Annotated in this window: 12 protein-coding genes; 4 read left to right on the forward strand and 8 right to left on the reverse strand. The window is 47.9% G+C overall.

Annotation, left to right across the window (positions count from 1 at the left end):
- Positions 1–108: 108 nt before the first annotated feature.
- The 3 genes from AMS66_RS29160 to AMS66_RS29170 all read right to left on the reverse strand — a co-directional run bounded on the left by AMS66_RS29160 (position 109) and on the right by AMS66_RS29170 (position 3,679).
- Positions 109–945 (reverse strand): sugar ABC transporter permease, encoded by an 837-nt coding sequence (locus AMS66_RS29160; protein ID WP_024628944.1) that lies wholly within the window; start codon positions 943–945, stop codon positions 109–111.
- Positions 942–2,297, reverse strand: a complete 1,356-nt coding sequence (locus AMS66_RS29165) for a carbohydrate ABC transporter permease (RefSeq protein WP_053784105.1) — start codon at positions 2,295–2,297, stop codon at positions 942–944. Before AMS66_RS29165 ends, AMS66_RS29160 begins: the two co-directional genes overlap by 4 nt.
- 95 nt (positions 2,298–2,392) lie before the next feature.
- Positions 2,393–3,679, reverse strand: coding sequence for a sugar ABC transporter substrate-binding protein (locus AMS66_RS29170; RefSeq protein ID WP_053784106.1), 1,287 nt, complete (start codon positions 3,677–3,679; stop codon positions 2,393–2,395).
- A gap of 457 nt (positions 3,680–4,136) precedes the next feature.
- Between AMS66_RS29170 and AMS66_RS29175 the strand changes: the two genes are divergently transcribed.
- Positions 4,137–5,165, forward strand: coding sequence for a LacI family DNA-binding transcriptional regulator (locus AMS66_RS29175; protein WP_053784107.1), 1,029 nt, complete (start codon positions 4,137–4,139; stop codon positions 5,163–5,165).
- Between the two features lie 196 nt (positions 5,166–5,361).
- On the opposite strand, the gene AMS66_RS29180 is transcribed toward AMS66_RS29175, so the two are convergent.
- Complete coding sequence (locus tag AMS66_RS29180) at positions 5,362–6,120, reverse strand: SDR family oxidoreductase (protein WP_024628948.1); 759 nt, start codon at positions 6,118–6,120, stop codon at positions 5,362–5,364.
- Between the two features lie 190 nt (positions 6,121–6,310).
- Here AMS66_RS29180 and AMS66_RS29185 point away from each other — a divergent pair, with 190 nt between their 5' ends.
- The 3 genes from AMS66_RS29185 to AMS66_RS29195 all read left to right on the forward strand — a co-directional run bounded on the left by AMS66_RS29185 (position 6,311) and on the right by AMS66_RS29195 (position 8,937).
- The gene (locus AMS66_RS29185; protein WP_053784108.1) at positions 6,311–6,919 is read left to right on the forward strand and encodes a TetR/AcrR family transcriptional regulator; all 609 of its coding nucleotides are present in this window, start codon (positions 6,311–6,313) and stop codon (positions 6,917–6,919) included.
- A gap of 167 nt (positions 6,920–7,086) precedes the next feature.
- Entirely contained in the window at positions 7,087–8,127 is a 1,041-nt protein-coding gene (locus AMS66_RS29190; RefSeq protein ID WP_053784109.1) for a cupin domain-containing protein, read from the forward strand.
- 102 nt (positions 8,128–8,229) lie between these two features.
- Positions 8,230–8,937, forward strand: coding sequence for a YoaK family protein (locus AMS66_RS29195; RefSeq protein WP_053784110.1), 708 nt, complete (start codon positions 8,230–8,232; stop codon positions 8,935–8,937).
- Positions 8,938–9,093: 156 nt separating this feature from the next.
- Here the strand turns inward: AMS66_RS29195 and AMS66_RS29200 are convergent, their stop codons facing one another.
- The 4 genes from AMS66_RS29200 to AMS66_RS29215 all read right to left on the reverse strand — a co-directional run.
- Positions 9,094–10,233, reverse strand: coding sequence for a toxic anion resistance protein (locus AMS66_RS29200; RefSeq protein WP_053784111.1), 1,140 nt, complete (start codon positions 10,231–10,233; stop codon positions 9,094–9,096).
- A gap of 79 nt (positions 10,234–10,312) precedes the next feature.
- Positions 10,313–12,001, reverse strand: a complete 1,689-nt coding sequence (locus AMS66_RS29205) for a vWA domain-containing protein (protein ID WP_053784112.1) — start codon at positions 11,999–12,001, stop codon at positions 10,313–10,315.
- An 11-nt stretch (positions 12,002–12,012) separates the two neighbouring features.
- Complete coding sequence (locus AMS66_RS29210) at positions 12,013–12,744, reverse strand: hypothetical protein (RefSeq protein ID WP_053784176.1); 732 nt, start codon at positions 12,742–12,744, stop codon at positions 12,013–12,015.
- 362 nt (positions 12,745–13,106) lie between these two features.
- Positions 13,107–15,008 (reverse strand): beta-L-arabinofuranosidase domain-containing protein (locus AMS66_RS29215; protein ID WP_201782235.1); only part of this gene is annotated, 1,902 nt, incomplete at its 5' end.

Consider the following 15,008-nt stretch of genomic DNA (forward strand, 5'->3'; position numbering starts at 1 on the left):
CAGGCGCTTCCGATGCAGTTCCAGCGATGAATGGAACCTCTCAGAAGCGCCTGATTGGTGGCCTGGGTATGTTCTACAGGCTGTCTATGCGGTTAGGTGTCTATCATTTTATCCTTTGGAGGCACCAGAAGTCAGCCCCTGCACAAGGAAGCGTTGCAGGAATACAAACAACAACGTAATCGGAATGGCGATCAGCACGGCCCCGGCAGCAAACATCGTAAAGTTACTGTCCTGATAGCGGCTCACCAGATCCCACATGCCAACCGCAAGTGTCCAGTTCTCTTTCGTCCGGAGTACCAGCCGGGCAAAGATAAAGTCCATCCACGCACCGGTGAAGCTGGTTAAGGCTACATAGGTCAGCATCGGCCGGGACAACGGCAAAATGATACTGGTAAACACGCGCAAATGACTGGCACCGTCAATTCGTGCCGCTTCATCCAAACTGCGCGGGATGGTATCAAAGAACCCTTTGACAATAAATCCACCCAGCACGGCCCCGGACGAATAGACCAGAATCAACGCGGCATGAGTGTCCAGCAATTTGATCTGAAGCAAAATAATATAAATGGCAATCATGCTCATGAAGCTGGGGAACATCCCGAGGATCAGCATGGTGGATAGAATGGTCTTGCGACCGCGAAACCGGAACCGGGATAAGGCATACATGCCCAAAGTGACCATGAGCGTTGAGAAAATCATGGTGAAAAAGGCGATCTTCAACGTGTTCAGATACCACGTTCCATACATGAACGACGGGTTGTTAAACAGCTCCCCATAATGTGCCAGCGTGAACGCTTCAGGCCACAGACGTTCACTGAATAGGGCCGCACCTGGACGCAGTGACGAGAGAAATATCCACAAGACGGGATACACCGATACGATTGCAATGATGACCAGCAGCACATAACTGATCGTCAGACGCATGGGATTGTTGCGCTTTTTCATTGAATCATGTCCTCCTCCTTGAACGATTTGGAACGACGGAAATTCCAGATGGAGAACGACGCAATAATCAGGAAGATAATGATGCCGACCGCCGAAGCCATATTGAACTTGTTGTTATCCAACGTCAGTTTGTACAACCAGGTCACGAGAAGGTCGGTTGATCCCGCATATTGATAATCGCCACGCAGCGGATTACCATTCGTCAGCAGGAAAATGACATTGAAGTTATTGAAATTTCCGGCAAACTGCATAATAAGCACCGGTGTTGTGGCGAACATGATAAAGGGAAGCGTAATGATGCGGAACTTCTGAAAGCCAGATGCACCGTCTACCTCAGCTGCTTCATACAAATCCCGTGGAATCGCCGTAAGCACGCCCAGTATGAGCACCATGCTGACCGGGATTCCGATCCACATGTTTACAATGACGACTGTAACTTTCGCCCAGAACGGATCGGTTAACCAAGGCAACCCCTCAAGGCCAAAAGCCTTCATATACGTATTAATGGGGCCAAACTGTCCGTTGAACAAATTACGCATCAGAAGCAGTGAGATAATCTGCGGAATGGCATAAGGAAGAATGAATATCGTCCGCCAAAGCTTTTTGAAGCGAATACCCTTCTGTTCAATGAGAAGCGCAACCAGCACCCCTCCGAAATACGTGGTGACCGTTGCCAGAATGGCCCAGATCACGGTCCACGTTAATACGCCAAAGAAGGTATGGCTCCACGATTTAAGCTGGATCAGATCCGTGAATGTCTTGAAACCGACCCAGTCCACCAGCTTGGCGGGCGGAATATGATCCGGTGCCGAGTAGTTGGTGAAGGCAAGCGTAATCGTAAACAAAATCGGCATAATCGTGAAAAACAGGATGCCGAGCGCAGGGATGGACAAGAAAAGATACGGGAATTGTTTATCGAGCAGATATCTCAGGGAAGCAGAAGCTCCGGTGGCCTGCTTTCCTTCCTCTCTTAATTTTCCCGTGAGGTAAGCATCCCGGATATTGAAGATATACAGAAGAAGAAAAACAAAAAATACCAAAAGCACAATAATTCCATTGAGCAGCAAAAAGATGGAGTGGTCGCCTTGTTGCAGCACCGTTGATCCATTCACTTTGACAAAACGCTGCGTCTGCTCGCCCAGCGTCCATACTCCCCATACGGCTTGATTCAATCGAGGAATCAGATATGCGAGACCAATTCCCTCCAGGATCAGAAAACATATTCCCTTGATCCATTGACGGTTATACAACTGTCCAAGTCCTTGGAGGACAACGGACAACACAGCCGCTGTCATGCGATGCTGTCTTTCTCTATTCGGCTTAACAGTGACTGGAACATGCTGCTGTTTCATTCATTCCTACTCCTTCCCGGCAAGCGAAGTTACCGATCAGTTATAGCAGAGTGCAGAGGAAATGTTGGCTTCCTCTGCACCTGCTCTTTCTTTATTTATTGGACAGTTGCAAGGCTCTCCTTAACTTGGTTGACTGCGTTATCCAGAGATGTTTTTACATCCTTGCCTCCATCCCATATGTCGGTAATTGCCGCGCTGATGGGACCCCAAACGCTGTCCATGGCAGGAAGCGAGGGCATTGGGGTGGAATTGTTGAATTGCTCAAGGAATGCCTTCGTAATTTCATCCCCCTGAATCTTCGGATCTGCCGCGACGTCTTTATTAGCCGGGAGAGTTCCGTTCATCTCAAAGTTAACCATCTGAGATTCGGCACTGGAGAGATATGCCGCAAACAGCTTGGCAGCATTCGGATAGGTTGTAAATGCATTGACATAATATGCCTTGACTCCAGAGAAGGAGGTCATCGGTTTACCTTCAATCGCCGGGAGTGGAGCAACACCAAAGTCAATACCAGCATTGCGATAATCGGCGATAGACCAAGGTCCGTTGATATCCATAGCCAGTTTTCCGCTTGAAAAGAGACCTTTCTTGATGTCATAGTTCACATCGCCCATTTTCACAGGCAGTACTTCCGATTTCAGCGTTTGCAAGAACTGTCCGCCCTTGATGGCTCCCTCATTGTTGAGGCCGATATCTTCGCTGTTCATGCCTTCATCACCAAAGATATATCCGCCCTGGGAAGCCAGATAAGCGAAGTTGTAATAGAACTGCTGAAGCTCCCACATCAGGGTGTACTTGTTGTTTTTAGTGTCATTAAAAGTTTTGGCAAAGCTGATAATGTCATCAAATGATTTTGGTGCTTCAGGATAAAGCTTTTTGTTGTAGAACAACGCATAAGTTTCTACGCTGTAGGGATAGCCGTATAAGATGTCTTTGAATGTTACGGCTTTAACCGCATTTTCACTCGTGGATTGTGTGGTCTTTTGCTCAAAAATATCGTTCGGCAAGATCAGTCCGGCTTCTGAAGCGCTGCCAATCTTGTCATGCGGGAAAACGACCACATCCGCAGCCAATCCCGCGGGTCCATCCGTTGTCAGCTTGGTCACCTGATCGGTCGGCGGCAATTCCTCGATCTTTACAGAAACGCCGTACTCCTCTTCAAATTTCTTCGCTCGCTCCTCGATAAAGCTCCGCTGATTTTTATCCTCCCATATGACAAGGCTTGCGCCCTCTTCTGGCTGAATATTTTCCGCGGTCACTGTTGTTTCTCCAGTTTCACCGCTGTCTGTTGTGGTTGGCGCAGCGCCTCCACCTCCGCTTGAACATGCGGTAAGTGTGAGTGCCATGAATCCTGCAAGTGCTGCTTGCTGCCATCTTTTCATTGAATTTCCCCCTTTTCGTAGTCATGAACGATGCTGTACTTGCGCTTTTCACCCGTTTTTCTGTGTACTGTTCCTGTATTCTGAAGTTCGGCGTATATCCGTTTGAAAATAGTACAAACGTTTGCCCATATTAACCTCAGACTGGTCCAATCCTTATGTAATCGGAATGAATTTTCTTAGATGTATGTTGATTCAAGTCATGTAAGCGCTATAATAACAATCACATCATACAATAGCTAACTTTATTTGCACAAACGTTTGCACAAGTCATTTTCGCTCATTTTCCTTCATTTTTACGGCATATGTTCCTGTAATTTCCGATTTCCTTGATCTCCCGCCGTCTTCCTTTATTTCGCTACCTCTTCTTTCTCATGGTGCAGTTAGCAATTGATTTATCAAAGTCTTTGAATTAACATAGGAGACATGTTGAAATGCTTGTACAGAAGGGATTTTTCACATGATTACAATCAAAGATATTGCCAAATTGGCGGGTGTATCCCCTTCTACGGTCTCACGGGTTATTTCCAACCATCCCAGAATCAGTTCGGAAACATCACTCAAAGTGAAGCAAATCATGAAAGAACTGAATTATCATCCAAATATGATGGCCAAAAGCCTTGTTTCCAAAACGACTCATACCCTGGGTATCATGCTGCCCCGACCTGCTGAAGAGCTGTTTCAGAACTACTTTTTCGGAGAATTGCTTCGGGGAATCATTACGCATGCCACCCGCATGAATTATGAACTTCTTCTCTCCACCGAAACGTCTTCCAGCGATGAATTGAATGCCATATCCCGTCTGGTACATGGGCGGCGCGTGGATGGCATTTTGCTGCTTGGCTCCAAACGGGAAGATCCGATCATATCGTTTTTGGAGGCGGAAAAGTTCCCCTTTGTACTGATTGGTCGCAGCGAAACGCATCCCGATGCGCCGATGGTCGACAATAACAATGTACAAACGGCATTCGATGCAACTACACATCTGATTGCCCAAGGGCATAAACGAATCGGATTTGTTAGCGGACCACCGGATTTGACGTTGTCTCATGATCGCTTGCGGGGATACAATAATGCGCTTGAAGAAGCGGGTCTTGACGCAAACAATGACTGGATCGTGGAAGGAGAATTCCTGCAGGAAAGCGGCTTCCGGGCGATGTCCCTGTTCATGTCGCTGCCGGACAGACCAACCGCCCTCGTTGTTATCGACGACAATGTTGCCTTTGGAGTGCTCCGCGCTCTGGCCGAGCTGGGATATAACGTTCCTGAAGATATAAGTGTTGTGAGCTTTAATAATATTGCCTTATCGGAACTTGCTTCACCACCGCTAAGTTCCATTGATATCGGAACTTATCAGCTAGGCTATACTGCGGTTCAGGTATTGTTGAAAATTTTGCATGGTGAACATCTGCCTCAGAATCCGGTTATTATCCCGCACCGCTTAATTGTTCGGGATTCGTCCCTCTTTACGTTATCCGGGAATGCGTAGACATGCTTGTGCAAACGTTTGTCCTACTACCCTGGTGTCCCATATTCTTGCCTGTTGTGAACAACAAAAGAAGCCCATACACTGGTATGAGCTTCTTTGCACATTTCAGATACTTTACTCACAAGCAGAACAGATACAACCAAGCTGTATGATGACATCTTCCCCATTCCTGACCGTTTCTGCCCTAAACGATAGATTAGTATGAGCTCCACCCTGCATCTGCTGTTACGACTGTTCCGTTTACGAAGCTGGATTCATCCGAACCCAGGAACAGGGCCACCTGTGCAATTTCTTCACTTTTACCTGCACGCGGATTAATCGCCATTCCCAGCTGTTGTCTGCTGGCACCGAAGTGGTTAATGTTTGTCATTGTGGAAGCAATATTGGTTTCAACCCCGCCCGGAGCAATCGCATTACAGCGAATACCTTGCTGAGCATACATGAAGCCTGTATTTTTAGTGAATCCCACAACCGCATGTTTGGATGCCGTATACGCCGCGCCTGCACGTGCGCCATGCAATCCGCCTGCTGAGGCAATGTTGACGATAACGCCTTTTTGTTTTTCCAGGAAGATTGGCAGTACTTTGCGGGTAGCACGCATCACACTTGTGGTGTTGATTGCAAAGATCCGCTCCCACTTGTCATCCACAATGTCACCAGCTGGTTCCATACTGTCCATAATACCTGCATTATTGACCAGAATGTCCACTGTTCCATAGGTGTTAACCGTCGTATCAATCAGATTCTGAATATCCTCTTCCTTCGCCACATTGGCAACCACAAACGTTGCTTCTCCACCTTTTGCCTTGATATCCTCAGCAACCGCCTGCGCTGAAGCCTCATTGATATCCGATACAACCACCTTAGCACCTTCTTGCGCGTACAGTGTTGCAATTGCTTTGCCCATGCCTGAACCTGCACCTGTGACTACAGCTACTTTATCTTGAAGTCTCATATTGTATCATCCTCCATGTATTCGTTCACAATAAGTTAACAAACAAATGTTCATTAACTCTTTTCCTTAGTATAATAAGTCATAGCATTCCTGTTCAATCAGTAAAAGCTTGCCCAATTGTACGTTAAACAACGCTTTTGCTTCAGAATGTACTTTATCTTAAAATTCCCATTTACGAGGAGTACTGTATATGACCGAAATTCCCAATTCCATGGATCGAAGAATCAAAAAATCCAAAGCGGCGCTGAAGGATGCCCTTATCCATTTGATGCAAAAGCAATCCTTCAAGGAGATTTCTATTACCGATATCGTACAGCTGGCCGATCTGAATCGCGGTACCTTTTACAGACATTATCAATACAAGGAAGACCTCTTCAATGAAATGATTGATGACGTGATCAAGGATCTGGTCGCTTCTTTCCGTGAACCCTATCAGGATATGAAGCTATTCCGAGTAAGTCATATGCCCTCTTCTGCGATCAAAATATTTGAACATGTGCACCAACATGCGCAATTTTACACTCTTGTGGTGAAGTCCGACGCTGCATCCAACTTTCAGCAAATGATCTGTGAGGTCCTTCGTAATCTAGCTTTACAGGATCTGACTGAGATTTTCCCTTCTCACATCAACCAGGAGTTGCTAGCCAGTTACCAATCCCATGCGATTTTTGGCATGATTCTAGAGTGGATTCGGCAAGAATTCAAGCATAGTCCCGCGTATATGGCAGATGAGTTATTTAAAATCATTAATTTCAAACCTGCCAATGCGGTGGTCCAGCCCAGCCATAAGGCACCTTGATTACAAGATGTTTAGACAAACCAACATATAGGCTGAATGAAACTCTCTCTTTTGCCTCATATTAATTAGGAATCCATTGAATAGTTTCGCAAAATATGGGTAAAAGGTAGGAACGCCATATTTAACTATTTACATGTGCACCTAATAAAATATGAGGAGGAATTATAATGACATCTTTCAAATATCGGCTTGAACAAAAAGAACCCCGTACGGGCCCAGGCGGTATTACCCGCGGCGCTTCCGTTCGGGATTTTCCTGCGTCCATTGGCATTGCAGGCGTATCCATGCGCCTGGAACCGGGAGGCATGCGTGAACTACACTGGCATGCCAATGCAGCAGAATGGGCTTATGTAATCAGCGGCTCCTGTCGCACAACGGTCATTCATCCGGACGGGCATGCGTACACCGATACATTTGAGCCAGGAGATGTGTGGTATTTCCCACGTGGTTACGGACACTCCATTCAGGGACTGGGACCGGACGAATGCCATTTTATTCTGATTTTTGATAATGGCGATTTCTCGGAAGATCATACGTTCAGCATTACCGATTTCCTGTCTCATACACCTAACAACATCGTTGCCCAGAATCTCGGAATCACCCCGGAGCGTGCAGCGGAGTTGCCACAGGGAGAAGCGTATTTTGTCAAAGGACCTGTTCCCAATGACAGCTCCTCTTCTGGAACCTATCGCCGCAATTCGGAACTGACAACTCCCCACCGATACCCGCTGCATGCCAAGCAGCCAAGACGTGCGCCAGGCGGCGGAACTCAGCGCACAGTTACGGTCGAAGATTTCCCCATCTCCACCACGATGGCCGGATCATTGATCGAGCTGCAACCAGGCGCATTACGAGAAATGCATTGGCATCCCAACGCTGACGAATGGCAGTATTACATTAGCGGCACTGCCGAAATGACGGTATTTCTCGCAGAAGGTCATGCGGTGACAGAGCAATTCGAAGCAGGCGATGTGGGTTATGCACCAATGGGCGCAGGTCACTATATCAAAAATACGGGAGATGAGGTCTGCCGTGTGTTAATCGGGTTCAACAGCGGACACTATGAAGCTATTGATCTGAGCGAGTGGCTTGCAGGCAATCCGGATGATGTGCTGTCCACGAATCTGGAAATGTCCAAAGAGGAAGCCGAACAGCTCCCCAATGATACCCTATTTATCGCACCAGACCCGAATAAGCCGAAGTCATAGTCCAACTGCTACCGAAACCTATTGAATATAGGTTGGGATTATTGGTCCTTCTGTCACCTATCACGGAACCATTCCGTTCTCATGGAAAAGGGGTTGGACATCATGGCTTCTGCTTCCGATTCGACCAGTGACCACAGACGTGTGGGACATACCGTAGAACGATTGGAGCCGGGTCTTTCCCGGCTTCTGCTGTCATGTGTGCTTGTGCTGATCTCCGGTTTCATTGATGCTGTCGGTTATTTGCAGCTGGGGAAAATCTATCTGTCTTTCATGAGTGGTAATAGCACCAAGCTTGGCATCGCGCTATTTGAGGGAGACACCGCTGTATTAACGAATATAGGTCTGGTCATTTTGTTATTCATTGTAGGTGCCTTTATTGGTACGATGATTACAGAATTATCGGGAAAATGGCGACTGACGGCGATCTTGGGTATGGAGTCCCTTCTGTTTGTCGGTGCCATTGTACTGTTGCTGTTCCTCCATACACAGAGCGTGCTTTTCCCGATTGCTATTGCCATGGGTATGCAAAACACCATGCACCAGATGGTTGCTCATGCGGACGTAGGCAAAGGCTTTGTGACAGGTACATTGTTCGGAATAGGACAGGCACTGGCCAAAGCCGTTCGAGGCAAGGCCCCTGCTTCCGAATGGGCAGTACTTGCTCTATCCTGGGTTATATTTGTGATCGGTGCAGCGCTGGGGGCACTGCTGTTAACCCTAGGTAGCCTGCTGCTTGCCCTAATCGCCTCATTGGCTCTGCTTCTTCTGCTGATCCCCTACGTCCTCCATGTTCAACGCGATTTGACCTAATCAGCAGAACGACAGCTTTCATATTTAGCGTCCGTAGGAACCTTCATTTCTTCAAAATAAGATCAAAAAAAACGGTTGAACCAGAGCTTATCTGTGTTCAACCGTTTTTTAGTGTCATGCATGCAGCTTCCATGATTCTTCTGGCTGCCTTTCAGACTACAGTCCCAGCTTCTGCCCTTTCTCCAACCGCTGAATCTGTTGCTCCCCGGTATCCGCCAGTTCACGGAACTGGTTAATGGTCTCCCGCATCCGTGGCAGCGCCTCCTGCTTATAGACACTGATCGAGTCGAGCGCAGAAAGTACATCTGTGAACGCCTGCTTCATCGTATCCACCGAAATGCTGGCATCATAAGCTTGCTTCTGGATGGCAATACCTTGATCCTTGAGCATTTTGGACGTACCTGCGATCAGGTCGTTGGTCGTCCGGTTGAGCAGTTCGATTTTCTGCAATACAATCTTCTGATTGTAGAGTGCACTCGCCACGGTGACGGCAATTTTCAGCGCGGAGATCGTTACATTTTTAGCCCGATCCACACCGCGGATCAGTTCCTTGTTGTTGCGGATGACGACTTCAATCGCCATGATGCCCTGCTGGTTCACAACCAGCATTTGCTGCAAATCCATGACCCGCTGACGAAGCGGGAACAGCACTTCTTCCGTGATAAAACGAACTTTCTCCGGGTCCTCGTTACGCACTTTGGCAGCTTCGATCTGCCCGTCGATCGACTCATCCATCAGCACGCCAAGCTGGATTTCCTTTTGTAGTCGCTTGGTCAACTCGCGCAGGTTCTGCTGTTCAATCTCTAGTGTAGTGTTGTCGTTTCTTAATGTGGCTCTGCCTTTATCCAACGAAATCACAATGTCTGCGATGACGGTATCGGCCTTCTGGTATTTCAGGAAATAGGCCCGCAGCGGATTGAACAATTTGCCGAGGAATCCGGTTTTGGCAAAATCGACCACGCTCGGGTCGAGATCCTTCAGCTGCATATGCAGCTCGGTCAAGCCTTTAGCGACCTGACCGCCCTCGTCTCCCGTCTTGGACAGATGTCCAACGGAGACTTGAAGCAACGCGTTTTTCTCCGAAGAGGATCTCATCGTGTTCATGCCAAAGCCGTCAATGGATTGCAGTATCTCCTTGCGTTTCTCCAGTGATTCGAGATCCAGTGTCATGATCATCTCCACGTTGGCATTCGCCACTTGCTGCAGCTCTGCCACTTCGGCAGGTACGGGCTTTATTTCCTCCTCAATCACCTTCTGAATTTCCTTCTGGCTAGGTATCTCCATCGAAAACGACATCCAAGTTCCCCCTTAAATTACGTGCTATATAATTAAAATAATGAACTTACACTAGATCACTTCGAGTGCATCAACCGTATTACATCTGCACGTTGAACAGGTTACCGATTTTGTACACCACATCGTCGGTATCCGCGTTAATGCTCGCCGCTTCGTTAATGCTGGAGATGCTCTCCAAAGCCTTGATGTCCGCGTTGTAACCAATCGTGTAGATCGGCACTTTGTACGTCTCGACCAGATCACGAATATCCTTTAGGGTATGACCTTCGTTGGTCTCTCCATCACTTAGGACAAAGATCAGTGGCTTTACATTCGGATTGGTAGCCATGTAATCTTCCAGCATCTTCATCGCCACAACGATACCATCGAAGGTTGCCGTACCTCCACCCGCTTGCAGGCTATCCACCGTACCGACAAACATGGACTGCTGATTCGTATCATACTTGGCAATCGGAAGGTTCACGGTTACCCCGCTGGAGTAGGAGACGAGGCCGATACTATTGTCTGTGCCCAAGAACTTCTGGCCTTTGCGCAACGATTCCTTGAGTCGGTTCAGCGGTTCCCCGTCCATGCTTCCGGACACGTCGGTGACGAATACGGCTGCGATTGGTTTGCTGCCATTCTTTTTCTCTTTCCATACTTTCTGAGCGGACAACAGGGTGCCACCATCCACTGTGTTCAATTCAGATTTGTAATCCTGCAAGCCGTTGAAGCCGAATTCCTCAGCCGATTGCTGATACTTCGCTTGGGTTACGAATTCCGCATACTTCTTAATGATCTCTTGCTTGTTCTGCGGCAATTGTCCCAGTGCATACAGTGGGCTGTCATGTCTTACACCAAAAGGCGTAAAGACGTATCCGCTTTTCAGATCTGCGGTGTTTACGTAAGTCTGGTATTCCAGTACAAATGCGTCCAGACGCCCTGACTTTGCTGCTTCACGCATCTGAATGGTTGTTGATGCTGTAAACGGTACGTTCGCCTGGAACTTCTCAAAACCCACAATGGCTTTCTCACCGAGCGGATTGGAGCTATCATATGTGTTGAGTGCCGTCACGAGAAAGTTCAGCCCCGTGGAGCTGGCAAATGGATCAGTGTACCCCATCGCGAGCTCATTGTTCGCAATCGCTTCAGTCACGGTTTTTACATTAACCGAGCCGTACGTGTCAACCAGCGCATCATATTTGGCTTTGGAGATGACGATACCGGGAACGTTCCCTACCAGCCTTTTGGATACCAGGTCTGTCTTTACACCACTTGCGGCTACCATCTCGCCCCATAACTCATTCGAGGGGGTAAACGCATCAGGCACATATTTACCAGACTTAATATAATCGGTCGCCGTACCGGATGCGATATTGCGTAATTTCACCGAAACCTGTTTGCCGCCAACAGTAATGTTAGCCTTGTTGAACTCTTCGGTTACTTCGGTTAACCAGCCATCCGCTCCGGTTCCCGCCTTTTCGATGGAAGAGAATATCTCTACATAATCATTCGTTGTATTCTCGACAGTGATCGGGAATTTGGAGATGTCTGGCAGAGACTCTGCCACATCGACCGGATCGAGATCAATCTGTCCCTTGACCGGTTCAGCTGTTGCAGGAGCAATGTCCGCATACAGCTTGCCTAATTCTTTGCCTGCATTCTCTGTCGTCACCTGTGTACTGGATTTACCAACGTTCGATGTCAGTGTAATACCTGCATATACGAGGCCGAACACGAGCACCAGCATCAAGATCGATATGAAAAAAAACTTTCCCTTCTTCGCCATAAGGCAACCCCTCACTGTCTGTATAATTTGGTGTGCTTGATTAATTGGTCAATTTCCTGCATACAAGGCATCTGTTCGATATCTCCAGCTTCAAAGCTGTCCAGGCGGGAGATTTCCAGCATTAGCTGGTCAAGCTTCAAAAGAATTTCCTCATTGCTATGAAGCGAGTTTTTCACGTAGCTGAGATAGTCGTTATATACTTTGGTCTTTTCCTGAAAAAGCTTCTGGGGAAGTGTAGCGGATTTGGACTTCATCAGGCTGGCGTACTCCGCTTCATCGAACACATTAAGTCGGTTTAGTACGCTTCGGATGTTGAGGTATAACAGCTTCTCCACTTCGAGGGTGACCGAAGCAAATTTCTTGTAGCTCAGTTCCCCCGGATCAAATCGCTGATTCAGCACGTTCAGGAGGGTTTCTTTCTTTTTCTTCATGCGGCTCAGTTGGGATAATCCCAGTGTGATATCTTCCTCAAGCACTTTGATGCGTCGATAAAAGGATAACGCTTCCACATAATCTTCATGGGTTTCGATATTCTTCACGGGCAAGACTACAGGCTGTCTGAACAACAAGGTGTAGCTTCCATAGAAGAGCGTCATCACGCTGCCGAACAGAAATGTCACCGAGAGCGCTGTCGTAAATGCTCCCCCGCCAAACTCCAGTCCGATGAATCCTGGCGAGAACAATAGAACATCCATGACCACAACGCCGAAGATCAGCCCCAGCAGTTTTATGTACTTTATCATGTAAATCATCAGACCTCCTTTCGCGCTATGTGTTGGACTTTTATGTCGATATTTCCCATTGGAACTTTATTTCATTGTACATGATGTTGCTGCATTCGGGTGGATTAATATGGATATTCATAATATACGTGGCATGGGCTTATCCCATTTCATCTTTAGAGGGACAACGTGGATAAGATTTTGTAACCTCTGGGAAACGAGCCGAGTGTCTTGAACCGTCAGTGGCGGAAAAAGAAATGTTATCAGGTAATACGTGGAAATTTGCAGTGCGTGTCATTTTTTATATAGGGCTTATTCGATAAAAAGCAAAAAACACCCCGACGCTAGCGCCGGAGTGATTATGAAGTTAGTTCTCATTTCATTTACGAAAAGATGGACTCCGGTTTGCTCCGCGTTGTACGTACCTCCACGACTTTCCCGGCACAGCCGTTGACGTCCAATGCCTGAAATGCAACCCGAACGCTGTCTTTGCCTGACGTAACTGTCTCAGGGATATCATAGATAACGTAGAATACTTCACCGATCTTGTTCATATGAATCCGCTGTTCTCCGACCACATTTCCATCGACGGCGATACTAAATACTCTCTCATACAGCGTACCTTCCCGTTCAAAAGGAGAATGATCCCCGCCCCAGTATGCCACGCATACATAGTTCGGTGCAGAACCATCCACTGCCAACTGGTAGCTGAAGTAAGACCCGCTGACACCAAAAGCTTCCCGCCACATATGCAGTTTGTTGCGGCTGTCTGTATACGAACCGTTATGATGTTCTGCACGGCAATTACTATCCAAATGATGTCCAATCTCATCCTGCTGACCGTCAGGCTGTACCCTGTCGATGGTGATATCGTTCAATTCCTTCTCCAACGCATCCCCTTCATCGTTAAACGGCCAATAAACCGTATAGAACTCATGATGCACATCATAGAACGGGATCAGCTTCACCGGGTTGCCATGCGAGGTGACATCCTCGCTGATCTCAAACGTCAGCGTACTTGCGTCCACGACTTTGATCCACTCGCGCACATCCTCCTGCTCTGTCCAAATCACTGGTACAGGGGCAGTTTTGGGATTCAGTGCCGTTTCGTCCACGATGGTATCCTCGGGCAGCCCTTCGCTTCCCAAAGCGCCTGCCAGTACAATCGGCCCGTACAGGAATGCCACCTTGTGTACATCATCCCGGGACGTGTATTGGTGGAGCGACATCGGCAGCGTGATTGTGATGACATCGCCAGCGATCCATGTGCGATCGATGTCGAGGTATCCGGCTTCCATCCCGGTATGCGGATGGGCCGTATCTCCGTTGACCGTTGCCGTCATTGGCTCCTGCAGCCATGAGGGCACACGTAATCTAAGATTGGCCGAGGCGCTGCCTTCGGTGATCGTAAGGGTCACCTTTTCCGAATATGGAAAGTCGGTTTCGAGCTTCAGCGATATGCCTTGGGATCTCCAGTCCAATTGGGAAGCGATATACAGGTTGACGTACAGATTCTGTTCATCCTCGAAATAGATTGCCTCGGCGTATTTGCCCGGGTTCTCCATGCCAGATCCTGTACAGCACCACCAGGCGGTGTCGTGCGTACCGTAAATTTTGTAGTGACCTTGCAGCGTTGATGAAAAATACGTTTTGTTCCCTGTATCCGGGTCCTGTGTGCCCAGGATGTGGTTGTAGATCGCATTTTCATAATAGTCCATGTAAGCACTGTCGGGGGTCCAGGTGTAGAGCTGCTTCGTCAGATGCATCATGTTGTGGGTACAGCAGCTTTCCCCGGTTTTGATGCCCAGACTCTCCATGCCTTTCGCTTCATAATGCTCCGAAATGCTCGTTGCGCCAAATACGTAAGAACGGTGATGAATCGTGGTGTCCCAGAAAAACTCCGCCGCTGTCCGGTAACTCTCGTGAGTATGGTCCTGATTGTAGATTTCGGCTGCACCGATGACTTTTGGAATCTGTGTATTCGCATGTTTGCCCTGAAGATCGTCCTGCTTGTTCTCTAATGGTTCGAGGATCAGTTGATGTGTGAATTTGTTGGCTATTTCAAGATATACAGGCTTCCCCGTGATGCCATACAAATGTGCAAATACTTCGTTCATGCCACCGTGCTCACATTGAAGCATGATCTGTATTTGTTCTTCGGTCATCTGGCTCAGGCCGTCCACCGCCCAATCAGCAAACCGTGTTACCACTTCAAGGGCCTGCCCATTACCCGTTAGTTTGTAGGCGTCAATTAGCCCGCGATAGATTTTGTGCACGCTGTACCA

The sequence above is a fragment of the Paenibacillus xylanivorans genome, assembly GCF_001280595.1.
Lineage (GTDB): Bacteria > Bacillota > Bacilli > Paenibacillales > Paenibacillaceae > Paenibacillus > Paenibacillus xylanivorans.